Annotated in this window: 24 protein-coding genes; 8 read left to right on the top strand and 16 right to left on the bottom strand. The window is 61.6% G+C overall.

The window, feature by feature from the left end; translation table 11 throughout:
* Positions 1-5: 5 nt before the first annotated feature.
* The gene (locus HU773_RS15700) at positions 6-1,052 is read left to right on the top strand and encodes a DUF2931 family protein (RefSeq protein ID WP_186625655.1); all 1,047 of its coding nucleotides are present in this window, start codon (positions 6-8) and stop codon (positions 1,050-1,052) included.
* Between the two features lie 36 nt (positions 1,053-1,088).
* Here HU773_RS15700 and HU773_RS15695 read toward each other — a convergent pair whose 3' ends face one another.
* The 3 genes from HU773_RS15695 to HU773_RS15685 form a co-directional block, all read right to left on the bottom strand.
* Entirely contained in the window at positions 1,089-2,315 is a 1,227-nt protein-coding gene (locus HU773_RS15695) for an MFS transporter (RefSeq protein WP_057444027.1), read from the bottom strand.
* 281 nt (positions 2,316-2,596) lie between these two features.
* Positions 2,597-3,520 carry a LysR family transcriptional regulator gene (locus HU773_RS15690; protein WP_120733374.1) on the bottom strand — a complete coding sequence of 308 codons (924 nt, stop codon included), beginning with the start codon at positions 3,518-3,520 and terminating at the stop codon, positions 2,597-2,599.
* Between the two features lie 87 nt (positions 3,521-3,607).
* Entirely contained in the window at positions 3,608-4,543 is a 936-nt protein-coding gene (locus HU773_RS15685; protein WP_225923793.1) for a LysR family transcriptional regulator, read from the bottom strand.
* Between the two features lie 104 nt (positions 4,544-4,647).
* Here HU773_RS15685 and HU773_RS15680 point away from each other — a divergent pair, with 104 nt between their 5' ends.
* From HU773_RS15680 to HU773_RS15670, 3 genes are all read left to right on the top strand, one after another.
* Entirely contained in the window at positions 4,648-5,877 is a 1,230-nt protein-coding gene (locus tag HU773_RS15680; protein WP_057440908.1) for a CaiB/BaiF CoA transferase family protein, read from the top strand.
* Entirely contained in the window at positions 5,874-6,668 is a 795-nt protein-coding gene (gene scpB, locus HU773_RS15675; protein ID WP_186625656.1) for a methylmalonyl-CoA decarboxylase, read from the top strand. The genes HU773_RS15680 and scpB overlap by 4 nt, the downstream gene beginning before the upstream one ends.
* Before the next feature lie 88 nt (positions 6,669-6,756).
* Complete coding sequence (locus HU773_RS15670) at positions 6,757-8,109, top strand: SLC13 family permease (RefSeq protein ID WP_057440912.1); 1,353 nt, start codon at positions 6,757-6,759, stop codon at positions 8,107-8,109.
* 3 nt (positions 8,110-8,112) lie between these two features.
* Here HU773_RS15670 and HU773_RS15665 read toward each other — a convergent pair whose 3' ends face one another.
* Positions 8,113-8,733, bottom strand: a complete 621-nt coding sequence (locus HU773_RS15665) for an FMN-dependent NADH-azoreductase (protein WP_186625657.1) — start codon at positions 8,731-8,733, stop codon at positions 8,113-8,115.
* A complete protein-coding gene (locus HU773_RS15660; RefSeq protein ID WP_115128400.1) occupies positions 8,730-9,176 on the bottom strand; it encodes a GNAT family N-acetyltransferase in 447 nt (148 codons plus the stop codon). The genes HU773_RS15665 and HU773_RS15660 overlap by 4 nt, the downstream gene beginning before the upstream one ends.
* Before the next feature lie 87 nt (positions 9,177-9,263).
* On the opposite strand from HU773_RS15660, the gene pdxR reads away from it, so the two are divergent.
* Together pdxR and HU773_RS15650 are read left to right on the top strand one after the other, a co-directional pair.
* Positions 9,264-10,667: a MocR-like pyridoxine biosynthesis transcription factor PdxR gene (gene pdxR / locus HU773_RS15655; protein ID WP_115128399.1), complete on the top strand. Its 1,404-nt coding sequence runs from the start codon at positions 9,264-9,266 to the stop codon at positions 10,665-10,667.
* A gap of 113 nt (positions 10,668-10,780) precedes the next feature.
* A complete protein-coding gene (locus tag HU773_RS15650) occupies positions 10,781-11,275 on the top strand; it encodes a DUF2165 family protein (protein WP_057959289.1) in 495 nt (164 codons plus the stop codon).
* A gap of 148 nt (positions 11,276-11,423) precedes the next feature.
* Here HU773_RS15650 and HU773_RS15645 read toward each other — a convergent pair whose 3' ends face one another.
* The gene (locus HU773_RS15645) at positions 11,424-11,948 is read right to left on the bottom strand and encodes a ClbS/DfsB family four-helix bundle protein (protein WP_115128398.1); all 525 of its coding nucleotides are present in this window, start codon (positions 11,946-11,948) and stop codon (positions 11,424-11,426) included.
* A gap of 351 nt (positions 11,949-12,299) precedes the next feature.
* Between HU773_RS15645 and HU773_RS15640 the strand changes: the two genes are divergently transcribed.
* Positions 12,300-13,157 (top strand): SDR family oxidoreductase, encoded by an 858-nt coding sequence (locus HU773_RS15640; protein ID WP_057959291.1) that lies wholly within the window; start codon positions 12,300-12,302, stop codon positions 13,155-13,157.
* A 154-nt stretch (positions 13,158-13,311) separates the two neighbouring features.
* Here the strand turns inward: HU773_RS15640 and HU773_RS15635 are convergent, their stop codons facing one another.
* Together HU773_RS15635 and HU773_RS15630 are read right to left on the bottom strand one after the other, a co-directional pair.
* Positions 13,312-13,566: a DUF1652 domain-containing protein gene (locus HU773_RS15635; RefSeq protein WP_115128397.1), complete on the bottom strand. Its 255-nt coding sequence runs from the start codon at positions 13,564-13,566 to the stop codon at positions 13,312-13,314.
* Positions 13,567-13,744: 178 nt separating this feature from the next.
* The gene (locus HU773_RS15630; protein WP_057959292.1) at positions 13,745-14,686 is read right to left on the bottom strand and encodes a LysR substrate-binding domain-containing protein; all 942 of its coding nucleotides are present in this window, start codon (positions 14,684-14,686) and stop codon (positions 13,745-13,747) included.
* Between the two features lie 249 nt (positions 14,687-14,935).
* Between HU773_RS15630 and ycaC the strand changes: the two genes are divergently transcribed.
* A complete protein-coding gene (ycaC, locus tag HU773_RS15625) occupies positions 14,936-15,562 on the top strand; it encodes an isochorismate family cysteine hydrolase YcaC (RefSeq protein ID WP_032861405.1) in 627 nt (208 codons plus the stop codon).
* Positions 15,563-15,760: 198 nt separating this feature from the next.
* Here the strand turns inward: ycaC and HU773_RS15620 are convergent, their stop codons facing one another.
* From HU773_RS15620 to HU773_RS15585, 8 genes are all read right to left on the bottom strand, one after another.
* Complete coding sequence (locus HU773_RS15620; protein WP_057440923.1) at positions 15,761-17,098, bottom strand: cation:proton antiporter; 1,338 nt, start codon at positions 17,096-17,098, stop codon at positions 15,761-15,763.
* Between the two features lie 24 nt (positions 17,099-17,122).
* Positions 17,123-18,595 carry an amidase gene (locus tag HU773_RS15615; protein ID WP_225923792.1) on the bottom strand — a complete coding sequence of 491 codons (1,473 nt, stop codon included), beginning with the start codon at positions 18,593-18,595 and terminating at the stop codon, positions 17,123-17,125.
* Positions 18,596-18,600: 5 nt separating this feature from the next.
* Complete coding sequence (locus HU773_RS15610) at positions 18,601-20,271, bottom strand: NAD(P)/FAD-dependent oxidoreductase (RefSeq protein ID WP_057959293.1); 1,671 nt, start codon at positions 20,269-20,271, stop codon at positions 18,601-18,603.
* A gap of 63 nt (positions 20,272-20,334) precedes the next feature.
* Complete coding sequence (locus HU773_RS15605; RefSeq protein WP_057959294.1) at positions 20,335-20,976, bottom strand: peroxiredoxin-like family protein; 642 nt, start codon at positions 20,974-20,976, stop codon at positions 20,335-20,337.
* A gap of 19 nt (positions 20,977-20,995) precedes the next feature.
* Positions 20,996-21,760, bottom strand: a complete 765-nt coding sequence (locus HU773_RS15600) for a hypothetical protein (RefSeq protein WP_057440929.1) — start codon at positions 21,758-21,760, stop codon at positions 20,996-20,998.
* 11 nt (positions 21,761-21,771) lie between these two features.
* On the bottom strand, positions 21,772-23,394 hold the full coding sequence (locus tag HU773_RS15595; RefSeq protein WP_186625219.1) for an FAD-binding oxidoreductase: 1,623 nt from the start codon (positions 23,392-23,394) through the stop codon (positions 21,772-21,774).
* Positions 23,384-24,250 carry a class I SAM-dependent methyltransferase gene (locus HU773_RS15590; protein WP_057440933.1) on the bottom strand — a complete coding sequence of 289 codons (867 nt, stop codon included), beginning with the start codon at positions 24,248-24,250 and terminating at the stop codon, positions 23,384-23,386. The genes HU773_RS15595 and HU773_RS15590 overlap by 11 nt, the downstream gene beginning before the upstream one ends.
* Before the next feature lie 34 nt (positions 24,251-24,284).
* Entirely contained in the window at positions 24,285-25,214 is a 930-nt protein-coding gene (locus HU773_RS15585; protein ID WP_057959296.1) for a GNAT family N-acetyltransferase, read from the bottom strand.
* Positions 25,215-25,254 lie beyond the last annotated feature (40 nt).

Raw genomic sequence — 25,254 nt, 5'->3', positions numbered from 1 at the left:
AGTGCGTGACACTGAAAAGCCCGATAACCGTGATCGCTGCGGTCGTGTTCTGTTTTTCCATGGCGGCGTGCAAGAGTAAAGACATGCCTGAAACCTATAGCTGGACGGGAACTGTCTCTGCACCACAGGAATACCCCATGGAGGTATACGGTGGCGCCCTGGTCGCTGAGGGCTTTACCTACGGTTTTGATGCGATCTGGGGCACGCAGAACACCGGTTGGGGGAGTCCTGGCGGAACCATGACCACGGCGCTGGAAAAAAAGGCAGTGCCCTATCAACTGGAATTCACGTGGTACTCGCTGGTGGAGAGAACGTTCTATAGCGGCCAATGGAACTTGGACCCACAGAAGATAAAGAGCCTCCTGGATGAGGGCTTTATTGATCAGGACACCCATAAAAAAGACACCTACAGCACGTTTATCGTGGGGTTGGCGCCACAGGGCAGGGTGGTGCTCTGGATGAGCGGGGCGGGAAACCAGAAGGAAGTGGGGGTCTTTCAGGCGCAGGCCACAAACCTTACCAAGGAGAGCGCCTACAGCAATGCCCAGTACATGTTCAAAGACGGCTATGCAGACCGCATGCTCAATGATCCATCCTATAAGACCTTCAGTGCCGATATCCGGCAAAAAATAGCCACGCAGGGCTATCCCCCGGCAAACATCTACGACACCTACCGGGAGAAATACAGCTGGAGGCCTGTGGTTGTGCTGCAGCAAGGCGAATGGCTTGATTTCGGATTCAGCGCCTACAACGGCGAGCAGGAGAATCTTTTCGGAAAGGCCCTACTCGACAATCACTATGTAAAACGGGCCATTCCAACGTTCTGCGGGTTCTATTGGCGCAATGGCAACAGCCGGTATGGCGTCTGGATTGACGCATTCGATGAAGAAGAAATCTTCGATATTTTCCAGAAACTGGGCAAACAAAAGGACATAGACCTGCTGGTGAAGGTTGACGCGCAAAACACCCGGGTTTCCCTGGCATTAAGGGCGGGCGCGCAAGAGATTCCCATCGGCAAAGCCAAAGTCAGGCTGTCCCGTAAAATCGAGTAGGCTCCCCCGCCTGAGGGGAGAGCCAGGTTTCACTGCTCAGCAGGGCTGGGCCGCAAGGCTGTTGCTGACATTGCGTCCCAGCACCAGCACCGTCACAAAACCCAAGCCCACCAGCACCGTGGCAAGGCTCAGGAGCACCGAGCTGCCCAACTGGTCGACGATCCGCCCACCGAAGAATGAACCCAGGGCAATAATCACCTGGAACAGGGCGACGAAGAGCGGCATGCCGCGTTCGACATCCTTGGGCGCCACGACAAACATCCAGATACTGGCGCAGGCCGGGAAGGCGCCGAAGGCAAAACCCCAGAGCCCAATCAACATGGCTGCGCCGGTCATGCCGGTGGCGAAGTGGGGGAACAGGGCGGTGCTGGTGCCGATCATCAGCGCCACCAGCAACAGGGTGTGACGTACGCTGCGGTTGGCGGCAAAGCCGGCAAAAATATTACCCGCGACCCCAGCCACGCCGAAGAGCAACAGCAACGAGCCAATCGTTGGGCCGTCGAAGCCGGCACTGTGCTTGAAGAATGGCGCCACATAGGTGTACGCGGCAAAGTGCGCCAGGCCGATAAGCAATACTGCGATCAATCCGACCCGCGCTTGGGGGTTGATAAACAAGGCGGGCAGGTCGCGGATGTGGATGGCTTTCTCCGGGTTGAGTCGTGGCAGCAGAAATATCTGCGCCAGGAGGACCGGGACGCCCATCAGCGCGGTGACCAGGAAGGTCATGCGCCAGCCCATCAGGCCGCTAAGCCAGGTGCCTACGGGCACGCCCAGCACGGTGGCGAGGGTCACGCCGACCATGATGATCGAAGTCGCCTGGGCGACGCCCACACCCTTGGGCGCCAGCCGGCCGCTGAGGGCGATGGCGGTCGCCCAGAAGCCGCCGATGCTGATGCCCAGCAGTACGCGGCCCAACAGCAGCAGGCCAAAGTCGCTGGCAAAAGCCACCACCGAGTTGGCGATGATCATGATCAGCGTCAGGCCGATCAATAAATAGCGACGGTCCATGGTGCCAATGCTGACCGACAGCAAAGGCGCGGCGAGGGCGGCCATGATGCCGGGCAGGGTCACCATCAGCCCGGCGTGACCGGCAGTGATACCCAAGTCGCTGGCGACATCATTGAGCACACCCACCGGCAGAAACTCACTGGTTACCAGGGCGAAGGCACCTACGGCCACGGAGAGAATCGCCAGCCACTGCTGTTTGACACTCTGTTGATTATGTTCGGGAAGGCTGCGAGGGGCCTGGTGGGCACTTGGCATGGGTGAAAATCCGGGGGAAATGCAGCCTGAAGCCAGGCCGGGGGGAGAATGTGGAGGCGATTATAGGAATCAGCGTGGGTAATTAAACAGGGCGCTCGGTTTGATAGTCATCATCAATGCAATCAATGCCGCCCCGGCGATGGATTGGGGGAGATGCTGGTGCGCCAGGCGCAGCAAGTGCAAGGTCACGCTATCCGGAGCCAGGCAGATGACCACGCTGCCGGCGGCAACCGCGCCATGGGAAATACTATAAAGTCTCTGCCCAATACTTTTGGCCGCGACTAATCGGTGGTCGCTGGCACAGCGGTGGCGCCGAAGTCGAGCAGGGAGATAAAACTGTCGAGCAACGGTGATTGGTTGTCGGTGTTCCAGCTCAGGTACAGGCCGATGGCCGGGTTGGGGGCGGCGCCGACCGGGCCGATCCGGCGAAACACGACCTTGTCGCGCATGATCGAGTTGGCAATCGACTCCGGCACCAGGGCAACGCCGAAGCCACAGGCCACCAGGCCGATCAAGGTATGGAGCTGCGCGGCTTCCTGCACCACCCTGGGGTAAAAACCGGCGGCTTCACACAGGGCGATCAACTGGCTGTGATAGCCGCTGCCCAGGGCCTGGGGGGTGAACACGAAGTCTTCCCCGGCGAAGTCCCGCAAGTCGATCTGGCCAGCGTCAGCCTTGGAGTGGTCGGCGGGCAATGCCATCACGATCTGTTCGTCCAGCAACAGGCGCGACTCGACGTTTTGCGCCGCAATCGGCAACTTGCGCATGAAAGCAATATCCGCTTCCCCCGACACAATGGCCTTGGCCTGGCTGGCGGAGGGCATCTCCTTGATGACCAATTGCACCTTGGGGAAGGTCTCGCGAAACCGGCGCAGGCTACTGAGCAGTGACGCGTAGTAGGTGATCGACACCGCAGTCACCGTCAGTTTGCCCGCAATCCCCTCGGCTACCTGGCGCGCGTGCTCGATACCCCGCTCCAATTCGTTGAGGGTGCTGTAGGCGGCATCGAGGAATACGCCACCGGCCGGGGTCAGTTTTACCCCGCGTTTGCTGCGGGTAAACAGGCTGAACCCCAGCTTGCCCTCCAGGCGGTTGATGGCCTGGCTCAGCGGCGGTTGGGCCATGTGCAGGCGTATCGCCGCCTTATGAAAGTGCAGCTCTTCAGCCACGGCAATGAACTGGCGCAGCAGGCGGGTTTCGATCATGTCTTCTGTTCCTTCATTTGAACCGATCAGTGGGCCAGGCGCGGCAATGGTACCGTTTATTGGCCCGCGTCGAGCCCCAGCCTCTTGTCACTGCCCGTCCGCCCACCCCGGCTGGCGCCCGAACGCCTCGAACAGCTCAATGATGGTTGCCTTGACCTTCTGTACCGCATTGCTCTCGACCACCGTGTCATGCCAGCACAGTGAAAGATCGCGCTTGAACAGTCGATGATCGATCCTGGCCAGCTTGAGCCGCTGTTGCCCCAGCTCGGCATGGGCCGCCGCCCACGGCAGGATCGTGACACCCAACTGCGCCTTGACGGCTGAGAACAACAGGTCGGTGGAGTTGGCTTCAAACTCAACCTCGCATTTGAGGCCGGCCTCCTGCAGGGCAAACTCGACCCGGCTGCGGATGGTATTCGGCGCACACGGCAGCACCAGCGGCATTTTTGCCAATGCCTCAATCGACACCGGGTCTTCGGCCAATTCAAATTCCGGCCAGGCCACCAAATACAGTGTTTCAGTTAACAGCCGCTGGAACGCCATGCCTCGGGTTTCGACCACATCAACGTTCACCGCCAGTGCCACCCGCCCCACGGTGATCAGGCGCCCCAGTTCGGCGCTGGGGGCGTCAATCAACTCCAGCTTGATGCCGGGATATCGCTGGCCAATCGCGCGCGCCAAGGGAATGGCCAGCATGCGTGCGGTACTCGAGGGCATGCCGACCGAGACTTTGCCCTGGGGGAAGTCGGCGTCCTGGCGCAGCATTTCCCGGGTGCCATCGGCTTGGCGCAGCAGCTCGATGGCGTGCCGGTAAAGGGTCTGCCCGGCCGCCGTGGCGACTACGCCGTGCACGCTGCGTTCGAGCAGCGGCATGCCCATATCCAGTTCCAGATTGCGCATCTGCTGACTGATTGCGGGCTGCGCAATATGCAGCGCTTCACTGGCGCGGGTAATGTTGCCGCACTCGATGACTTTGACGAAGTAGCGCAATTGGCGCAGGTCCATGGGTACCTCTTTAGTCATATAATTTTCCGATGAGATCAGAGGAATATCATATTTTTAGTTTATGAGATACGGCGCCTAGACTCGGACCACAACCCACTAAGCGTTCTTCACTGGAGAACCCTATGCAAGCTTTGCAAGGCGTGAAAATCGTCGACCTGAGTCGCGCACTGTCGGGGCCGTTCTGCACCATGGTGCTGGCAGATCTGGGTGCCGATGTGATCAAGATCGAGTCCGGCCCCGATGGCGACATGAGCCGTACCTGGGGGCCCTTTGACCGGGGCGTGAGCACCTACTATCTATCGTGCAACCGCAACAAGCGCGGCATGTGCATTGACCTGCGCAACCCCAAGGGGCTGGCCACCCTCCAGCAACTGATTGATGACGCCGATGTGGTCATCGAGAACTTCAAGCCCGGCACGCTGCACAGCATGGGCCTCGGTTATGAGGTGCTCAGCGCCCGCAATCCACGACTGGTGCTGGGCAGCATCAACGCCTTTGGCGCCGATGGGCCGATGAGCAGTTGGCCGGGCTTCGACCAGATCGCCCAGGGCTACTCGGGGCTGATGAGCCTGACCGGTTTCGGCGATGGCGACCCGACGCGCACCGGCACCGCTATTGGCGACCTGACGTCGGGCATGTGGCTGGTGACAGCCGTGCTGGGCGCGCTGCTGGAGCGCGAGCGCAGCGGGCGTGGCCAGCATGTCAGCACCTCGCTGTTGGCCAGCCTGGTCGGCTTGTTGAGTGTGCATGGCCAACGCTACCTCAGCCTCGGGGACGTGCCGCGCCGCACCGGCAACGCCCATTCGGTGATTGCGCCTTATGGCGTGTTCCAGACCCTGGATGGCCCGCTCAATCTGGCGCCGATTACCTCGGCCATGTGGGGGCGCCTGTGCATACTGCTGGATTTGCCCGGGCTGCCGGACGATCCACGGTTCGCCACCAATGAAGCGCGGGTCGAACGTCGTGATGAATTACGCGATATTCTCGAAGACCGCTTGAAAACCCGCAGCAAACGCGAGTGGACCGCTCTGTTTGTCGACGCAGGATTACCCGCAGGCCCGATCAATACCCTCGATGAGGTGTTCGCCGACCCACAGGTGCTGCACAGCCAACTGACTGAAACACTTACCCATCCGACCCTCGGCGCCCTGCGCCAGGTGGTGACCCCGGTGTTTGGCAGCACTGCCAGCGGTGCCAGCCGCCCACCGCCACTGCTGGGTGAACACACCGTCGAAATCCTGCGTGAAACCGGCTTCGACAGCGCCTCGATCAACGCACTGCTCGACGCAAAGGTCGTGTTCCAGAACTCCGTCGACAGCCCCTGCACCCAATCAACAGGAACCGCACAATGAATCCCGCTGCTACTGCCACCGTGACCGTCCACCCAGTCGATGAGCGCATCGCGCGACTGGTCTTCAGCAACCCCGCACAACGCAATGCACTCAGCGCACAACTATTGCAGTCACTCGATGAGAGCCTGCAGACCCTGGCGGCACAACGCATCCCGGTGGTGATCCTGGGCAGCGAAGTCGGCCACTCGGTATGGAGTGCCGGCCACGACATCCGTGAACTGCAACACGACCGCGACCCGATTGCCTACGGCAAGCCGCTGGAGCGGGTCATACGTCGCATCCGTGCTTATCCCGGTGTGGTGATCGCCCTGGTATCCGGCTCGGTGTGGGGTGGTGCGGTGGACCTGGTGATGAGCTGCGACCTGGTCGTCGCGGACCCCAGCGCCAGCTTTGCCATGACCCCGGTGAATATTGGCTTGCCGTACACCACCAGCGGCTTGCTGCGCTTTTTCAACAATTTGCCGATTCATGTGTTGAAGGAAATGTTCTTCACGGCGCACAAGCTTGATGCGCAGCGTGCGGAACGCTTTGGCCTGGTCAACCGCCTGGTCGACAGCGATGTATTGGAAGCGACTGCGCTGGAGCTGGCGCAAGGTATTGCCAGCAAGGCGCCCCTGGCGGTTGCGGCGGTCAAGGAACAGCTGCGCATCCTTGAAGACCTGCAACCGATGCCGGTGCAGGCGATGGAACAGATTGCCGAACTGCGCCGACAAGCCTGTGAAAGCGCCGACTTTGGCGAAGGCCTGGCAGCCTTTGCCGAGCGCCGGCCGGCGGTGTTCAGCGGTCGCTAGAACACGCGTGCGGTAGCGCCACATCCCGAAAAAATAATAACAAGGGCGGTACCTGCGGGGCCGTCCGACTGCGGGGAGTCAGATTGCAATGAATAATGAGCTTCTGTCGATTCTGGTGTTGGTGGTCATCTTCGGCATCGCCAGCGTGTTGCCCATCAACATGGGTGCGCTGGCCTTTGCGGCGGCCTTTGTCGTCGGTTCGGTGATATTGGAAATGACCCCGGCGACGATCTTTGCCGGGTTTCCCAGTGACCTGTTCCTGACGCTGGTCGGGGTCACCTATCTGTTCGGCATCGCGCAGAACAACGGCACCATCGACTGGCTGATCGAGCGGGCGGTGTTGATGGTGCGTGGACGCGTCGCCTGGATCCCCTGGGTGATGTTCGTGGTGGCGGCATTGCTGACCGGTTTCGGCGCGCTGAGCCCGGCGGTGGCCGCGATCCTGGCGCCGATTGCGCTGAACTTCGCCGTGCAGTACCGCATCAACCCGGTGTTGATGGGGCTGATGGTGATTCATGGCGCCCAGGGCGGCAGCTTTTCGCCGGTGAGCATTTTCGGTGGCATCACCAATCAGATCGTGGCGTCGTCCGGGCTGCCCTATGCGCCGTTCACGTTGTTCATCACCAGCTTGCTGTTCAACCTGGGGATTGCCATGGTGGTCTTCGTCGTGTTCGGCGGTTTGCGCAGCGCGCGCCTGTCGCTGGCACCGGTCTCGTTCGGCCCCACGTTGCATGCGGCGGGTGCATCCCTGGCGATTCTTGGCCATGGCGGTACGCCGGCTTCCCCGGCCTATCACCGCACCGACCTGACCGGCGCCGGTGCGCCGCTACAGGCTGTCAGTGGCCTGGACGGGGCCAAGCTGTCGACACTGATCGGCTTGTTGGCCCTGGCGATCTCGGCGCTGGTGTTCAAGTTCAATATCGGCCTGGTGGCGATGACGGTCGCGGTGGTGTTGGCCATGTTCGCACCCACGGCGCAGAAGGCGGCCATCGACAAGGTCAGTTGGTCGACGGTGCTGCTGATCACCGGGATCATCACCTACATCGGCGTGATGCAGACCATCGGCACCATCGACTATGTCGCCCATGGCATCTCCGGGCTGGGTGAGCCGCTGCTGGTGGCGTTGCTGCTGTGTTTTACCGCCGCGATCATCTCGTCCTTTGCGTCGTCCACGGCGTTGCTGGGGGTGATCATTCCCCTGGCCGTGCCCTTCTTGAGCCAGGGCCATATCAGTGCGGTCGGCGTGGTCGCGGCCATCGCCATTTCCACCACCATCGTCGACACCAGCCCGTTCTCCACCAACGGCGCACTGGTGGTTGCCAATACACCGCCGCAGGAGCGCGAAAAAGTCTTGCGCAGCCTGCTGATCTACAGCGCAGTGATTGCCCTGGTCGGGCCGTGTGTTGCCTGGCTGACCCTGGTGGTGCCGGGCCTGCTGTGACGATCAGGTACCCATCAGTGGGTTGAACAGTGACTCCAGTGACAGCCGGGCACGGCTCTCCTGGAGCGCTGCTTGGACCGCTTCCTCACCGAATACCAGGCCCTGGAGGTAGGTGAAGTGCGGGTCGAACAGCCCGAGGGTGCCCAGTACCTGGCGCAGGTAAGGTGTCAGGAAGTCCGGTTGCCGTGCCGACGCGCCCTGATGAAAACCACCGGAACCCACCAGCACATACACCGCACGGTTGTTCAGCAGACCGGTCTTGCCCTCGGGCCCTGAGCTGAATGTGCGGTGAATACGCAGGACGTAGTCGATCCACAGCTTGAGTGCAGCGGGCAGCGTGAAATTGTGCATTGGCGTGGCAATCAGCAGGATATCGCAACCTTCCAGCTCGCGGATCAGCGTTTCGGAAACCTCGAAAGCCGGCGCGTCGAACGGCGTGGTCGTCGCCAGGCCCCGGGCGTAATCCATGCCGAGCGGTGGCAGTGGGTGTGTGCCCAGGTCACGTTCGACCAGTTCGAGCGTCGGGTGGCGCTGGCGAAGGGTGTCCACCAGTTCCAGTGCCAACTGGTTCGCATGGGAAACCTGGCCATTGGGGCTGGCGTTGATCAATAGAACACTCTTCATGCCGGACTCTCTGTGTGAAGGCGTTGGGTGAAGTGCATGCCGTGGGCCAGCAGCCCTTGGCGAAAGTAGAAACGTTGGGCCAGCGGCATATGCAGCCCGGTGTCCAGCACAAAATGCGCGCAACCGCGCTGCACGGCTTCTTCGCGCACGGCGTCCAGCAGCCGTGCGCCGAGGCCACCGCGCTGCAGGTCGGGGTGTACCACCAGGTCATCGACGTAAATGAAGCGCCCGTAGAGCAGGTTCTCCAACTCGCGGTAACCGGCCAGGCCCACCACCTGCCCAGCTTCCCATGCAGCCAGTAGGCGGTAGCCTTGCCCGACCTGGCGCAGCAATTGCGCGACATAGTGGGCCGGGTTGGCGACATGGGGTCGCAGTACGCGCATCAGGTTGAAACTGGCCGCGAAGGCCTGCTGGTCCTCCAGATGCCCAAGGGTATAAGCCATGTCGGTCTTCCGCTGTAGGGAGGTAGCTGACCTTAAAGCCCCGATGACTTAAGCTACAGGGCCGAAAAGTGCATAAATGACTAGGCCATGATTCCTCCCTTTACGCTGGACCGTAGCCAGAGCGCGCCGATGTATCGCCAGCTTTACCAGCGATTTCGCGAATCCATTGCCGATGGCCGCCTGCGCCCGGGGGATCGCGTGCCTGCCGTACGCGCGTTGGCGGCGCAGTTGAACCTGGCGCGTGGCACGGTAGAAGCGGCTTACCAGTTGTTGATAGGGGAGGGTTACCTGATTGCGCGGGGCGCCGCCGGGACGATTGTCACGCCGCAACTGGCTGCCGTTGCCTCGCCCGTACTCCCGGCCCCGGTTGCTGCGCCGCAGTACTCGTCCAATCATTGCGGGGCGCTGCCGTTGGCACTGCAGATGGGGCTGCCCGCACTGGATGCATTTCCCCGCAAGCTCTGGACCCGGCTGGCCGGTCGTCAACTGCGCCAGGCCGGCCTCGAGGGGCTGGTGTACCCGGACCCGCGTGGCCATGCAGCATTGCGCACAGCCATTGCCAGCTACCTGGGGATTGCCCGAGGGATTGCCTGCCGCCCGGAACAGGTGTTCGTCTGCGCGGGCTATCGCGCGTGCCTGGACCTGATCAGCCACACGCTGATGCGCCCCGGCGATCGCTGCTGGCTGGAAGAGCCGGGCTACTTCATGGCGCGCAACACACTCCGGGAGGCCGGCGTGCAGTTGGTGCCGGTTGCCGTGGATGAGCAGGGGCTTGATGTCGTGCAAGGCATCGCCCGCTGTGCGGATGCACGCTTTGCCGTGGTCACGCCGACCCACCAGAGCCCGCTGGGTGTATCACTGTCCCTGCCGCGCCGGCTGGCACTGCTGGACTGGGCCAGTCGCCAAGGCAGTTGGATCATCGAGGATGATTACGACAGCGAATACCGCTATCAGGGCCGGCCCTTGCCTGCGCTCAAGAGCCTCGACCAGCAGGGGCGGGTGCTCTATACCGGCACCTTTAGCAAGGTGTTGTTTCCGGGCCTGCGCCTGGCCTATCTGGTGGTGCCGCAGGCGCAAAGCGACGCCTTCGCCCGCCAGGCTGACCGCCTGCACAACCACTGCCCGCAGCTTCTCCAGGCGACGGTCAGCGCCTTCCTCTACGAGGGGCACTTTGCACGGCATTTGAAAAAAATGCGCACGCTCTACGCGCGCCGCCGCCAGTGGCTGGTCGATGCGCTGCAGCAACAGTTCGGCGAACGGCTGTCGATCAACCTCCAGGCCGGAGGCATGCACCTGATTGCGGGCCTGAGTGAAGGGGATGATGTTGAACTCGCTCAGCGCGCCCGGGCCATTGGCCTCGCTGTCGAGCCGCTGTCGCAGTGGTACCTCGAGGCCAGGCCCAGGCACGGCCTGGTACTGGGTTTTACCAACATCGCCAGCGCTGAACAGGCTGCCGCGGTGGCGCTTCGATTGGCTCAAGTCATCACCTAGGTGGTGTGCCGGAAAAAAGGCTTTTATCGCTAGGTAAAACCCTACAACTGTGTGTCTCGAAGGCACTCAAAGGACGTGCTAGCGTAGCCCTTTCATTGCCCTGGGAAGCAAACATGACCACCCGCTACGCAAAAATCGTCCTGACCCTGATGCTGGCGGCCTTCGCCGCGCTGGTGGCGTTCAACAACCTTACCGATTACGGCTCCAACTTTGCCTTCGTCAAGCATGTGTTGAGCATGGACACCACCTTTCCGGGTAATACGGCCATGTACCGGGCAATCACCACACCCTGGCTGTGGCATGGCGCCTATGGGCTGATCATCGCCGGCGAAGCCTTGACTGCCGTATTACTGGCCCGTGGGGCGCTGGCAATGTGGCGGGCCAGGCTAGGCACTGGCCGGCAGTTCGATGCCGCCAAACAGGTGGCCATTGTCGGTTTTACTGCGGGCCTGCTGGTGTGGTTTTTCGGCTTCATGGTGATTGGCGGTGAGTGGTTCCTGATGTGGCAATCCCATCAGTGGAACGGCCAGGAAGCGGCATTCAAGTTCTATATGGCGCTGCTTGGGGTGCTGATTTTTCTCAACCAGGCGGAGGCTGATCGCGACTGAAGCGCCTCATACGGTCAGCGAACGAATTTGACGAACATCCGTTCAGGGACGTGTTCGTCAAGGTGCTCGATGCTCCCGCTGGGGACAAACCGGGCCTTTGCGATCAATGCCTGAGAGGCAATGTTGGAGACATGGTGCGACACCGTCCCTATGCAGGCTGAGAACTGGGGCCTTCTGCCTTAAGCCATTTGCGCAAGCGCCCACGTGCATTGTCATAGGGGGAGGCGGTGTTGAACTGGATCATCCGCCCCATCGTCCAGTGCTCGTACCACGGGCATTCATACAGCTCGGCATTCTCGCGGCTCTGGATGCTGGACACGATCCGCTGCTTTGCGCTGTCGAGCCGCTCGAGCAATTGCTCAAAAGGGATGCCTTGGTAGTCGCGGTAGAACTTCTGTGCAAGCTGGCCCAACTGGTTCCACTTGAAGCCGGTTTCCGGGAAGTCGATGACAGTGCCGGCGGCGTCCGCGTCCAGCCACTTGAGCACCAATTCATTCCAGCCCACCAGGTAGGCGACCAGATTGGCGACGCTCATCTGCGTCCCCTTGGCATGCCCCTCCAGGCTGCATTCGTTGACCCGGGGCATGGGTACCCGCCGGATGACGCTGAGTAATTTTTCATAGGTTGCATTAATGGCATCGAGCAACTCTTGTTTGTCTTGAGGGACCGCCATAACTCACCCGCACTGTAAAACTGCATCCTGCCTCAGCGTGGGGGGCGAGATCTACACCCACTGCCCTCGATCCTGCCCCATGACCGTCTGCGTGCCCCGTGCCCCGTGTGCCGGTCCGAGGCGCCTGTATCGGCCGGACTTGAGTCGGCCGCAGACGACTGCCTTTCTCAACGGCGTTTCGAGAGACTGCTGGTCGATGACGACCCATTGGTACTGATCAGCAGTGGGGCGATGCCGGATATGACGGGTAGACACCGGCCGCCCTGACGCTAATCCGGATTTCGCAATTTGATCTGAACTAACGCCCCCGGGGTGTCCTCGCAAGAAGAGGAAAACCCAGGAGGAACACTGATGATCAACTATCCAAAACCCCCTTTCGCACCTCAACAGCAACCTGTGCCGGGTGATCAACGCCGAATGGATCCCCAGCCCGATTGCGGTGAACAAACCTATAAAGGCTCAGGCCGGCTTGCCAACAAAATCGCCTTGATCACCGGGGCTGACAGCGGCATCGGGCGCGCCGTGGCCATCGCTTTTGCCCGGGAAGGCGCTGACGTAGCGGTGTCATACCTGGACGAACACGAGGACGCAAAAGAGACTGCGCGCTGGGTCGAGGCGGCCGGGCGCCAATGCCTGCTGCTGCCGGGAGATCTGAGGAACCTGGCGCAGTGTGCGGCCATCGTGAATGACACGGTGGAGACGTTCGGGCGCATCGACATCCTGGTCAACAATGCTGCGTTCCAGATGTCCCACGAAACCCTTGAAGAAATCAGCGATGAAGAATGGGTAATGACATTCGATGTCAACGTGACAGCGATGTTTCGCATCTGCAAGGCCGCGCTGCCCCACATGGCCGAGGGCAGTTCCATCATCAACACCAGCTCGGTCAACTCCGACACCCCCAACCCGACGCTGTTACCTTACGCGGCCACCAAAGGCGCCATCGCGAACTTCACCGCCGGGCTGGCGCAGTTGCTGGGTAAGCGCGGTATCCGCGTCAACAGCGTTGCACCGGGGCCAATCTGGACGCCCTTGATCGTATCGACTATGTCGCAGGAGGCGGTGAAGCATTTCGGTGCCAATACGCCCCTCGGTCGGCCAGGCCAACCGGTCGAGGTGGCGCCGATTTACGTACTGCTGGCGTCGGACGAGGGCAGTTACATCTCCGGTGAACGTTATGGCGTGACCGGCGGCAAGCCGATTCTCTGACGCGCCCCTGGTGCAGAACGAAGCGGCGCAGGTCACTGATCCGCCGCGACTTTCAAGGCCTCGGCGCACCCCCAATTCACCGCCGAATTGTGGGTGTGTATCGCCACCTCCGAGCCGGGGATCGGTCACTATCCGGGCATTCTCGCCAAGGCGATTACCCCTCCGGCGGCAGGTGGGATGATTGCCGGGATACCACCATTTCCTCGAGGATCTCCCGGACAAGCCTATTGATTCCCGACTCGGCGTGATACTGGGCACGATTGATGCTCGCGATGGTGAATTGATTGGCATCTGGCGCTAAAACAGTCACTGAGAGGCTGCCGTCCGGGTTGATCAGGCAGGTGACGACACAGTTGGGTAGGCGACTGGAAAGAGCACTTTCGATCTCTGTTTTGGTGAGCGTTTCCATGAGTTCACTGTGTAAGAAGGAGCGGCAGGGCAAGGCTAGCTCAAAAAGACGCTGCGTAAATACTGGCAGGGTAATGGCAGTGCCTGATGGCGCCACGGTGCGGATTTGTGTGGCGCGATAGTGGACGTTTCGTTGTGCCTCGCCCGGGAGTAAAACAGCGGCCAGGCGCTTCGTGGCTCTAGCTGGACTCATCGAAGTTTGACGTTCTCGCGGCCTGGCTTTGCTGGTGTTTTTCAAACGCCTGCGCCAGAAAGTCGATCAAGGTGCGCACCGACGGTAACAGCCCGCGCCTTGAAGGGAAGACAGCGCTGATCACACCTTCGGTGGGTTGCCAGTCGGGGAGCAGGCTGACCAGGCGGCCGTCGTCTATCTCATCCTTGACCACGGCCAGCGGCAGGTTGGCGATGCCCACGCCCAGCAGTACCGCGCTTTTCAGGGTCGGCATGTCGTCACTGACCAGCCGTGGGGTGTGGCAGATCTCAGCCCTCATGCCTTCTGGCCCGGTCAGCCCCCAGGTGTATTGCAACAGCGGGCTGCCCCAGTTGATGGTCGGCAGCCCGGATAAATCCGCAGGGAGTAGGGGCAGTGGATGCGCCTGCAAAAACGCCGGGCTCGCTACCAACACCTGGGGGCTCCTGGCGAGCAGTTTCATCACCAGGTCGCTGCTTTCCAGGGGCGGGAAGCACAGGTTCAGCGCAATGTCATAGCCCTCGCTGATCACATCGACCTTGCGGTTGAAACTCTTCACATTGAGTTCAACGCTGGGGCACTGCGCCATGAACTGGCCCAGCATCGGCGCTACCCAGTAATTGAGCAGCGCGGTGGTGCAACTCAGGCGAATCACTCCGCGCGGCTCGGCTTTGTTGAAGGCGATCAGCTCCTCGGCGGACTCTGCCTCGGCGGTCATTGCCACGCAGTGGCGGTAGTAGGCCTGGCCAATATCAGTGACCTGGAACTGACGGGTGGAGCGTTGTATCAGGCGTGCCCCCAGCCGCGCTTCCAGCTGGCTGACCCGGCGGCTCAAGGTCGACTTGGGCATGTTCAGCGCCCGACCGGCCGCTGCGAAACCACCATGCTCAACCACCTTGGCGTAGAGGAAGAGCTCATTCAGGTCGAACATGGGTATCGTTCCATTTTTGAGATGGTGAAGTTTAATTCAACCACTACCGAGCACCTAGTGTGATGACTAAAGTGGGACCCTGGTTTTTTCCTACAACCATCAGCGGGGCACGCGAGGACGGTCAATAGGCGGGTTTTGTCAGTGAAAGTGGTTCAGTGACGACGAGCTAGACTCCCAGCGCCATAAACACCGTTGACTCTTTCCGGTGCGGCCCATTTCGGGAAACACCTTTTTACCAGGAGCATCATGATGTCTAAACCCTACGTTCGCCTGGACAAAGACAACGCAGCTGTCCTGCTGGTTGACCATCAGGCTGGCTTGCTGTCACTGGTCCGCGATATCGAGCCCGACAAGTTCAAGAACAACGTACTGGCCCTGGCTGACCTGGCCAAGTACTTCAAGCTGCCGACCATCCTCACCACCAGTTTCGAAACCGGCCCCAACGGCCCGCTGGTGCCCGAGCTCAAGGCGCTGTTCCCGGACGCGCCGTACATTGCCCGCCCTGGCCAGATCAACGCCTGGGACAACGAAGACTTCGTCAAGGCCATCAAGGCTACCGGCAAGAAGCAACTGATCATCGCTGGCGTGGTGACCGAGGTGTGCGTGGCGTTCCCGGCGCTGTCGGCCCTGGCCGAAGGCTATGACGTGTTTGTGGTGACCGATGCCTCCGGCACTTTCAACGAACTGACCCAGCAATCGGCCTGGGCCCGCATGACCGCCAACGGCGCGCAACTGATGACCTGGTTTGGCCTGGCCTGCGAGCTGCACCGCGACTGGCGCAACGATATCGAAGGCCTGGGGACCTTGTTCTCCAACCACATCCCGGACTATCGCAACCTGTTCACCAGCTACAACGCGTTGACCGAGGGCAAGTAAGCCCCAGCCCCCACCTCCTGCAGGAGCCGGCTTGCCGGCGAAAATCGTCAACGATAATGCGGGCAACCTGCAGAAACGCAGCCAGTTTGCGTTTTTCGCTGGCAAGCCAGCTCCTACAAAAAGCCGGGGCTCATCTGACCCTGTAGGAGCCGGCTTACCGGCGAAAACCGTCGACGATGACGCCGGGTGTCAGGTCTCTTATTTCACCGCAGGTTGGCCCACCGGTATACGTCGCTCTTCACTCGTCAGCAGGCGGATCAGGGGCGAGGCGATAAAGGTACTGATGATGGCCATGATCACCAGCATGGTGAAGTACTCCTTGGGCAGCACGCCCAGGTCATAGCCCACGTTGAGCACCACCAGTTCCATCAGCGCCCGGGTGTTCATGCACACGCCGATCAGCGCGCTGTTGCGCGGTGTCTCGCCCAGCCAGCGGCTGGCGCCGTAAGCCCCGAAGAATTTGCTGGCGAACGCCACCAGGCACACCAGAAAGCAATTGAGCAGCGCCGTGTCGCCGTTGAGCGAGCCGATGTCGGTGCGCAGGCCGGTGTAGGCAAAGAACACCGGCAGGAAAAACGCATTGACCAGACCACTGACCTTGGCATTCCACTGTGTGACAAAGGGCCGGTGGGTGTGCAGGGCGACGCCGATGATAAAACCGCCAATGATCGAAAATACGCCGATCAGGTTGGTAATCACTGCACTGCCAAACAGCACGATCAGCATCAGGGAAATACCCTGGGCCGACAGCGGCTTGCGCTCCAGGTCGCCGATGATCCAGCGCAGCACCAAGGGCCGCACCACCCACAGCACCAACACGATAAACACCGCCAGCGCGAGGATCCTGCCCAGGGAGGCCCACACACTGAAATTGGACGCGATGATCGACGTTACCCCACCGAGGATCAGCCAGCCGCACACATCATCGATGGCCGCCGCGCCAATCGTCAGGGTGGCCACGCGGGAGCGGGACAGCCCCAGTTCCATGAAGATCCGCCCAAGGATCGGCAAGGCGGTGATCGACAACGCCGTGGCAAAAAACAGTTGGAAGGCCAGCAGTGGCGGCTTGTCGCCGACGATCTGTTGCCAGAAATACTCGGCCACCAGGAAGCCACTGGCAAATGGCACCAGCAGTCCACCCAGGCTGATCGCCATGATCGAGCGTTTACGCCCCTTGAGGTGGGCGCCGAATTCAAATTCCAGGCCCACCTGGAACATCAACAGAATCAGGCCGACCTGGGCCGTGGCGACAAAGGCGGTGGAGGTTTGCGGCACAAAGATACTGCTGAGCAGTTCCGGGAAAAAATACCCCAGCAGGCTCGGGCCCAGGACCAGCCCGGCGAGAATCTCCCCGGCCACCGGGGTTTGCCCCAGGCAGCGGGTGCTGAGCCAGGAGATCAGGCGGCTGGCGCTGAAAATCACGATCAGTTGGATCAGGAACAACAGGGTCAAATGCTCGGCCTGGGAGCCCACGGCCGATTGCCCGCCCGCAGGCGCAGGGGCTTGTAGCGTGATAGCGCTGGTGTTGGTTTGCATGGGGAGGTCCTAGTACTTGAGGTGTCAGAGCGGGGGCTTGCGCCAGCCGCCGAATTCCATTTCCAGAAAGCGCGCGGCTTCCAGTAACAACGCGTCCTGGCCCAGCCCGGCCACCAGTTGCACGGCCACCGGGCAGCCCTGGTCGAGGCGCCCCATAGGCACGCAAAGGGCCGGAAAACCGAGGACATTGAACAGCGCGCAATAGCCGATATCGAACGGGCGCTTCAGGGCACTGCCATGGGCCGGCGCCACGCTCGGGGTGGCCGGCAACACCAGAATGCTCTGGCCGTCGAACAACCCGGCCAGGGCCTGCTGCAAGTGATCGCGCTGCTTCAGGAACCGCGCGAGCCCCGGGTTGCCCAGCTGATCGCCGCAGCTGTCCATCAAGCTGGCAAGCAGTGGCCCCCGGGAGAACTGCGGCCTGCCAGCCAGGGCTGCATACAACGCCCGTGGATAATTCAGTGGCTGCCCATCCCCGAGGTAGTCGGCCAGGTGAATATGGGTCTCGCACTTGAGTACGGCCAGCCAGATAAAAAACGCGTTGGTTAAACAGCTTTCACTCCAGGCTTGCACCTCCACACCTTGGTCCGCATAACGCTGGCCGGTCTCGATCACCGCAGCAGTCACGGCGGGCGAGAGTGGCGTGCCCCATTTGACAGGGGCCGGCAGGCAGATGAATACGCGCTTGAGCGGTGTCGCCTGGGGCGGTTGCTGGTAGCCGGAGTGGATATTGCGGTCGATCCCGTCGCTGCCGGCGATGACCTCCAGCACTACGCCCAGGTCCTCTGCGTACCGGCACAGGGGGCCCGCTGCAAAGTGGCCGGCAACGGCTTGGGACACCGGCAATGACCACCGCTGGTCATCCAGCGGCAGGTGCCCACTCAGCGGCACCAGCCCCCGTGACGGCTTCAAACCAAAAATCCCATTGAACGCCGCCGGGATGCGGATCGAGCCGCCGCCGTCGGTGCCCAGGGCAAAGGGCACGCATCCGCTGGCGACCATCACTGAGTCACCGCCGCTGCTGCCACCGGCGGTGCGTGAGGTGTCGTAGGGGTTGAGTGTGCGGCCATACACCAGGTTGTCCGTTTCGGGCCACAACGCCATCTCTGCCTGATTGCCCAAGGCCAGGGGGATGGCGCCGGCCGCCAGCAGCCGCGTGGCCACCGTGGCGGTGCTGCGGGCGCGGGTGTTGCTGCGCAGGCGTGAGCCGCAGGTCTTGGGGGCCCCCGCAAGACCCAGGCCTTCCTTCATGGAGAAGGGCACGCCGTGCAAGCGTCCCAGTGGCCGCCCCTTGAGCACATCCTCTTCGGCCCGGCGGGCAGCGTCGCGGGCAGCCTCGAACAGGTCGACCGCCATCGCATTGCACAGTGGCTGGACCTGCTCCAGGCGCGCAATGCATTGCTCGATCAGTTCCACCGGCGATATCTGCTTGCCGCGAATCAACCACGCCAGTTGCACGGCACTCAGGTCCAGCAGGTCAGTGCGGACCTGCGCCATGCCGTTCATCCGCGACGTACCAGGTCGAGGAAGCCACCTTCCTTGCCAAACGGCGACTTCAGCAGCTCCGGCGACTCGCCATATTTGTAGAACAGTGAAGGGCGCAGGCGCAGGACCGCAGCCCGTGCCAGGTCCTGCACGGCGCCACCGCCATGGCGCAGCAACAACTTGAAGTGGCGTGCGGACAGCGACCACTTGACCATTTTCATCAGCCGCACCCGCAGCAGCGCCGAGCGCAGGTAATAGTTGGAGGCGTAGATCGGCCGTGCGCGGTTCTCCGCCCTGTACAGGTCGAAGTTGATGGTGCGTGAGTAGAGGTTGGGCATCATCTCCGGGCTCAAGCCCGGGTTCGAGCGACGGATCTCTTGCAGCAGGCAGGCAAACGGCAGGGGCGAGGGTTGCATCTCGCGGGTGTAGCGCGGCAGCAGGTCGGCAAATTGCTGGGCCTGATGACCATCGAGAAAATCCCCGGTCATGTACATCGGCAACACCACGTGGAAGTACGCCATGTTGGCGAACAGCAGGGTCCAGCCCATCATGAACGGGTCGTCCATCACCTCGTACCACTTGCTCCAGGTGTCCTGCAGGGCCAGTTGCGCCTGGATGTGCGACTCCAGGCAGTTGACGTAGGCGGGTGTCAGGCTGCCGTGGATATCCTTCTCGATCATCGCAGCGACTTGCGGGATCTGCTGCGCCACATAGGCCAGCCCGGCGCTGTTGGCCGGGTCGAAGGTAAAGGCTGCGTCGCCCAGCAGGAACCAACCTTCGGTCGAGTAGTATTGCCGCGCCTCGTACATGTAGTTGTGCATGGCCTGGGTATCGACCAGTTGGCCCGACTCGATCAACTCGGTAATCACCGGATGGTCGGCCATGACCTTTTCCTTGAAGGCCTCCAGGGTGCCGATTTTCTGCTCGATCATGTCCGGCCGGTAGGTGATGCCGATGCTGATCATCTCGTTGCCGTCGTCGCTGCGCATCGGGATCATCCAGATCCAGTAGCCCTTGCCATAAAAATGATGGGTCACGTAGTACGGGTCGTAGCAGTGATGCTTGTCCTTGTGCGCGGTGATGCTGGACAAGATGCTGCGGTCGAAGTCCTTGAGCCTGAGCCAGAAGGTACTGCGCTGGTACGTCGCTTCTTTGTGCAGCTTGAGCTTTTTCGCCATGAAGCGATTGCGGCCGGTGGCGTCCACCACCCAATCGGCGGTCAGTTGCTGTTGCTCATCGGCGGCACTGCGCAGGGTCAGCAGGTGGGTGGCGTGCTCACCGGCATTGAGGTCGACGGCAGTGACATCGGCCTCAATCATTTGTACCTGCTGATCACCGACAATCTGGCGCAGGTCCTTGTCGAAACTGAAACGGTTGAGATTGTAGGCCGGCATGCGGATCACGCCCGGAGCCTCGTGCACCACGTAGTTGCGGCACTCGGGGTTGTTGCGCAGCTTCAGGTAATAGGTCAGGCCGTACTTGTGGTAGTGCTTTTCTTCCAGCAGGCGCCCCAGCCCCAGGCCCTTGAAGAAGTGGGTAGTCAACTCGACTGTGGACTCGCCGACGATCGGGCGCTTGCGGTCCGGACGCCCGATCAGGATGACTTCGACACCCGGTAACCTTTTTTTGAAGTACAGCGCGGCCAGGTGACCGGCTACACCGGCCCCCATGATTGCGATTCGTTTCATGTCGTCAGTCCCTGAACAAGTGGGTTCGCCAAAGGCGTGGGTACCTTCGGCGAGGGTTGCCGGTTATACGCGGCTGGCGGCCGTGATCAATGCCTGTGGCTCTACCCGTTGCGAGTAGTCCACGTTGACGAAGGCGGCGCGGATCAGCCCGTCCTGGCCGATCACAAAGGCGCTGGCCAGGGGCAAGGTCAGGGCGTCGGAGCCGTTGAATAGCTTGAGGTCGGCACCCAGGGAGCGGTAGACCTCATCCAGCTCGTCTTCGAGCTTGAACACGATGCCGTACTGGCGCGCCAGCTGGTTATCGGTATCGCTGAGCAACAGGTATTTGATGCCGAGGGCTTCGCGGGTCTTGCGCGTGAACTCCGGCGTTTGTGCCGACACGGCCACCAGGGTGGCGCCCGAGGCGGCAAGGTCCCCGACCATCTGCTGGTAGGCGGTCAATGCCTGGCCGCAGAAGGGGCACCACAGGCCTCGGTAGAACACCAGCACCAATGGACCTTTATCCAGCAACTGGCGTAGGTCCACATCCTGCTCGTCAGCATCCTTGAGCACCGCCAGGGGCGCCTTGTCGTTGACCTTCAGAGCCTTGTCGCCCAAATGGCTGTCGAGCAGCGTCTGTAGCGATGCCTGGAACTTGTGCAGGACCTCGGCAGGCAGCTGGGCCATCTGGTCCTTGACGGTTTGTAGCTTTTCTTTGAGCGACATTTGTGACTCCTGTTCACATCTATTGAGAAAGGCTGCGGGTAGCCCGGGTAAAAATCCTGGTGGCGGCTTTGCCGCTGGGTGGGTAGCGCTCGAACAAATGCTGCACCCAATCCGGCCGGGTCTTGCTGGCGTCGTTGATCCAGTTGGCGACCGAGTCCTGGGCGTATTTGTCGGTTTCATCGAGCATGGCAATCAGCAAGGGTTCGGCCATCTGCGGCTCGGCTTTGAGCGGGGCGATGTGCTCGCACCAGACCCCACGCGGGCGCAGGATTTCAACGCAGAAACGGCGGATCAGCGGGTCATCGCTGCGGGCATGGCGGCGTAGCATCTCCAGTGCGCCCGTCAGGTCCCGGGCCAGCAACGGTCGCAAGGCAATCCAGGCCCATTCGCGCACGCCGAAATGCGGGTCGGTGGCGAATCGGAACTGGCTCAGCAAAGCCTGCTCCGGTTCGCTGTTGCGTTGGCAGTAGGCGTTGGCAAAGGCCGCCCAACTGCGCACGGTGTCCGACGGATGCTCCAGCAGCAGGCCCCAGGTCTGCTCGCGCAGGGGCAGGGCGGCGCTCTCCAGCCACTGCCCCAGCGCAAGGCCCAGGGCGGCGACTTTCTTGGAAATGCCCAGGGCCTGGCCGGCCTGGGCTGCGCTGTAAAGTGTTCGCGCCAGAGACGGCTCCAACTGCGCGCCAAGGGCCGCTGCCAGCGCTACCTGGTCAACGGCCAGACACTCGCCCAGATTGCGGGTGGCCAGGCGGCCCTGGTCAATCAGGTCCTTGCGTTCCTCACTCATCTCGATACCACCTACGCGGTCATGGCCTGGTCAGGCGTTGGGTTTGTGGCGCAGTAACGCCCTGGTGAAAGCAGGTTGCCCGGATCCAATGCGGCCTTGATCCGCGCCCCGAGCTGCCAGGCGGGCCCCTGAGCGTCGGTCAGCAGGTGCATGAAGCTGGCGGGCACGCGATACGGCAATACGCCCTGTGCCTTGCCTTGGGCGAACAGTTGGCGATAGCACTCATGGGCCCGGGTTGACGCCTGGGCGTCCGCACGATCGAACAGCAGCGGTACGGTGCAGTCGATGGCACGACTCGACAGGCTGGTCAGCGTCACCGGGCAAGGCATTTGCTGCTGGCGGCACCGACGCTCCATGGCGCGCACAAAATCGGCGACCTCCTGGATTTTCAGCGGCAGGATCGGTGCGTACCAGATCAGCCCGCAGTTATCCCGCGCCGGGTTCAGGGGCGCATCGGGCAGCGGCTTGGCGCCGGCAGTGTAGGCCAACGGCAGGGCCACTTCGCTGGGCTGGCCTTCCATCAGGTCGATGCCTTGCAGCATCTTGCCCAGGGTCCGCTGCCAGCGCCGGGACCAGCCGCCGGGCAGATGGCCTAGCAAGCGTCGAGCGGTGGTCAACTGACCACGGCTCTTGAACATCGATTTGCTGGCGAAAGCCTCAAGTTCACGGTTGATCATGTGTTTGAGCGGGGCGTACTGGGCTTTCTGGCAATAGATCGAACCGACGCCCATCCACGCCGGCAGGCCCAGGGCTTCGGCGGCGGCCCGTTGCTGCTCTTCACTCATGCCCACCACCTGGGTGTCTTCGCTGGCCATGGTCAATAGCCGTGTGCGGTTCATCAGGTTGATACCTCCAATCTGCCCGGGGGCCAGGTCCAGCATGCGCTTGATCCCTGCCAACGCGGCTTCCAGCCCTTGCTCTTCATCCACCCAGAAATAAAACGGCTGGATAACCTCGGGCTTGCGCACCAGGGCAATCGACATTTGCGTCACCACGCCCAGCCCGCTCTGGCTGAACAGCCCGTCCAGGTACGGCCCCACACCCCATTTGAAGCAGGGCGCCGTGACCCCCAGGGCCATTGGCGAGCGGTACAGCGTGCCGTCTGCCAGCACCGCTTCGATGCCGAGTACCGCCTGAAAGTGATCGGTATGGGGGGTGATGCCAAAACCGCGCTCCAGTGCATTGCCCAGCACGCTGCAGGTCGGGCCCGCGCCGGTGACGGGTGTCAGCCAGGGCAAGTTGTGCTCCTGTAGATAACGGGCGAGATCGCCCTGGGTCACCCCTGGCTCCAGGGTCACCACCGACAGCTCCTCATCGAACCCCAGAACCCGGTCCATCCCGGACAAATCCATCAGCACACAGCGGGCGTCGCTGGTCGAGGCGCTGCCATAACCCCAGTTGTGCCCGGTGCTGATCGGATGCACGGCAACCCCATGACGCTGTGCGATCACCATACATGCCGAGACTTGCTCGGTTGAGCGTGGCGCAATCACCACCCTGGCATACGCGGGGGAACACATGGTGTCTTGCCCGAAACGCTCGATGCTTGCCGGGTCGACGCGCACACCCGCGTCACCGAGAACCTCGCGCCATTGTTGCTGGGCAAATGTCAGGTGGGCGGATTCAAAAGGCACTGGCCAGGCCTCCCAGGCGCAGGAACAGGCGCAACTGGTTCACATCCGCCTGGCGACTGGCGGGTAGCGCAGTGTAGCGGCGGCGGAACTCGGGTTTCATTACCTTCACGCAGCGTCGCTTGGGCGTGCGAATCACCATCATCAACGGGCTGAACGCGGTGCTATAGACCTTGGCACACGGGCCCAGGTAACTGGCGGCCAGGGTCTGGAACTCTTCCAGCGAGAAAGCCGCGAGCAGCGAGTTTCGATAGTCCAACAGGGTTTCCGCGTCCGCGCCGTCGCTGGCGCGCTGGACAAAGTAGTCGACGGACTCGATGGTTTTCAGGCGCCCGAAGTCATTCAGGTAAATCGCCCGGTCATTGCGCAGTACCCGGGAGATATTGCGAAAAGTACCTTCCAACTGGCCAAGGTTTTCCAGGTGATGCAGGGCCATCGACGAGATCACTACATCCACGCTGCGGTCAGCGATCATGCTGAGCCGAGTCATGTCATCTTCAACCAGTTGCACGTTGTCGATGCCTTGCTGATGACACGCTTCACGCGCCACTTCCAGCATGTTCTGCGACAGGTCCATGCCAATGAATTCGGCCCGTGGGTTGAGCCGTGCGACTTGCAGCAACAGGGCCGCTGGGCCGCAGCCGATGTCCAGCACCACGTCGCCGGGCTTGATCAGCGCGCACATCTGCGCACAGTGATAAAGGTGGGTGCCGGACAAGGCCTGGCCCTGGGCCGCACTGTCGGCATAGGACGCCACACTCTGTTGTGCTTCCATGACCAAGGCCGGTTCGGGTATGCGCTCGAACGGTTGCTTGATCGTTATTTCCCTGAATATCGCGCGCAGCAATCCGCTGTCCATACTGCTTCCTCCATGAAATGACGTTTGAACGTGCTTACGCCAGGGCCAGTGCTCGCTGGACCCGTGGCGACAGGTTTCGGCCATGCACGCCACAGCGCGCCATATGCGTCAGCACTTCTTGCGCGTCCCAGCGGCGTACGCTGCCGGTAGCGGGCAGGCGGATATGGGCGTAGTCACTGCGGCAGAAAAAATCGAAGAAGTGCGTGCGCTGGCCTTCGACGGAAAACCCCAGGGTGGGGCGCTGATAAGCCTGCTGAAAAATCGCCGGCGCGTTGCCCAGATCCAGACACAAGGGCAGCGACAGGGCGTTGTTTAGCTTGGTGTAGGGCTGCACCCGGCCCATGGGGGAGAAGAACAATACATTGCGATAAAACGCCCCCGCCCGCGGATGCACGGCGATCAGCAAGCGCTGTACCCCGCGAAAATGCATGGCCCAGCGAAACATCGCATTGTAGAGCATCAAGGGCACCCCTTTGCCTCGGTAACCTGCAGCCACCGCCAGGGTGCCGACCTCTGCCAGCCGGCCGCCGGCCAGGCGCTGCATGACGACCTCGTTGCCATGGACTTCTTCCAGGGGCAAACCGAGCATGGAATCCTCGATCAACGAGACGGTGCCGACGATCTGTTGATCCTTGATAGCCACAAAGGTGGTGGTGCCCGGCAACAGGTGGAACGCCGAAAAGCGCATTCCGGCCCGGCACACTGTGGAGATACCGCGCCGTGCATAGCTGTCGTTGACCAGGCGCAAGGCCTCTTCCAGTTCGAACAGACTTTGCACCGGGCGAAACTCAAAGCCTTCGATGGCCAGGGAATGGCGGGCGATACGCTTGATAAACAAGCGCCGGTAAAGCGTGGGTGGGATGTAGCGTTCCAGGGAAACCATGCTGTGGCGGATGACATCGACGCCACTGTGGATCCGTGGCTTCCTGCCGAAATTGGTCATCACTCGCTGACTGTGCAGCATCAAACACCTCCTTGTGTGACTACCGCGATTGAAGCAATTG

This window comes from Pseudomonas shahriarae, from assembly GCF_014268455.2.
GTDB classification, from domain to species: domain Bacteria; phylum Pseudomonadota; class Gammaproteobacteria; order Pseudomonadales; family Pseudomonadaceae; genus Aquipseudomonas; species Aquipseudomonas shahriarae.
Note: the sequence above shows the minus strand (reverse complement) of the source record. Positions and strands in the feature narration are given on the sequence as shown.

What these genes read in the sequence shown, in the direction of transcription:
- HU773_RS15590 (WP_057440933.1), bottom strand. Translation starts at nt 24,250, where the DNA reads ATGGACAGCGGATTGCTGCGCGCGATATTCAGGGAAATAACGATCAAG.
- HU773_RS15600 (WP_057440929.1), bottom strand. Translation starts at nt 21,760, where the DNA reads ATGAGTGAGGAACGCAAGGACCTGATTGACCAGGGCCGCCTGGCCACC.
- HU773_RS15645 (WP_115128398.1), bottom strand. Translation starts at nt 11,948, where the DNA reads ATGGCGGTCCCTCAAGACAAACAAGAGTTGCTCGATGCCATTAATGCA.
- HU773_RS15640 (WP_057959291.1), top strand. Translation starts at nt 12,300, where the DNA reads ATGATCAACTATCCAAAACCCCCTTTCGCACCTCAACAGCAACCTGTG.
- HU773_RS15635 (WP_115128397.1), bottom strand. Translation starts at nt 13,566, where the DNA reads ATGGAAACGCTCACCAAAACAGAGATCGAAAGTGCTCTTTCCAGTCGC.
- HU773_RS15670 (WP_057440912.1), top strand. Translation starts at nt 6,757, where the DNA reads ATGAATAATGAGCTTCTGTCGATTCTGGTGTTGGTGGTCATCTTCGGC.
- HU773_RS15585 (WP_057959296.1), bottom strand. Translation starts at nt 25,214, where the DNA reads ATGCTGCACAGTCAGCGAGTGATGACCAATTTCGGCAGGAAGCCACGG.
- HU773_RS15610 (WP_057959293.1), bottom strand. Translation starts at nt 20,271, where the DNA reads ATGAAACGAATCGCAATCATGGGGGCCGGTGTAGCCGGTCACCTGGCC.
- HU773_RS15690 (WP_120733374.1), bottom strand. Translation starts at nt 3,520, where the DNA reads ATGATCGAAACCCGCCTGCTGCGCCAGTTCATTGCCGTGGCTGAAGAG.
- HU773_RS15615 (WP_225923792.1), bottom strand. Translation starts at nt 18,595, where the DNA reads ATGGCGCAGGTCCGCACTGACCTGCTGGACCTGAGTGCCGTGCAACTG.
- HU773_RS15620 (WP_057440923.1), bottom strand. Translation starts at nt 17,098, where the DNA reads ATGCAAACCAACACCAGCGCTATCACGCTACAAGCCCCTGCGCCTGCG.
- HU773_RS15650 (WP_057959289.1), top strand. Translation starts at nt 10,781, where the DNA reads ATGACCACCCGCTACGCAAAAATCGTCCTGACCCTGATGCTGGCGGCC.
- ycaC (WP_032861405.1), top strand. Translation starts at nt 14,936, where the DNA reads ATGTCTAAACCCTACGTTCGCCTGGACAAAGACAACGCAGCTGTCCTG.
- HU773_RS15685 (WP_225923793.1), bottom strand. Translation starts at nt 4,543, where the DNA reads ATGACTAAAGAGGTACCCATGGACCTGCGCCAATTGCGCTACTTCGTC.
- HU773_RS15605 (WP_057959294.1), bottom strand. Translation starts at nt 20,976, where the DNA reads ATGTCGCTCAAAGAAAAGCTACAAACCGTCAAGGACCAGATGGCCCAG.
- HU773_RS15665 (WP_186625657.1), bottom strand. Translation starts at nt 8,733, where the DNA reads ATGAAGAGTGTTCTATTGATCAACGCCAGCCCCAATGGCCAGGTTTCC.
- HU773_RS15695 (WP_057444027.1), bottom strand. Translation starts at nt 2,315, where the DNA reads ATGCCAAGTGCCCACCAGGCCCCTCGCAGCCTTCCCGAACATAATCAA.
- scpB (WP_186625656.1), top strand. Translation starts at nt 5,874, where the DNA reads ATGAATCCCGCTGCTACTGCCACCGTGACCGTCCACCCAGTCGATGAG.
- HU773_RS15660 (WP_115128400.1), bottom strand. Translation starts at nt 9,176, where the DNA reads ATGGCTTATACCCTTGGGCATCTGGAGGACCAGCAGGCCTTCGCGGCC.
- HU773_RS15630 (WP_057959292.1), bottom strand. Translation starts at nt 14,686, where the DNA reads ATGTTCGACCTGAATGAGCTCTTCCTCTACGCCAAGGTGGTTGAGCAT.
- pdxR (WP_115128399.1), top strand. Translation starts at nt 9,264, where the DNA reads ATGATTCCTCCCTTTACGCTGGACCGTAGCCAGAGCGCGCCGATGTAT.
- HU773_RS15680 (WP_057440908.1), top strand. Translation starts at nt 4,648, where the DNA reads ATGCAAGCTTTGCAAGGCGTGAAAATCGTCGACCTGAGTCGCGCACTG.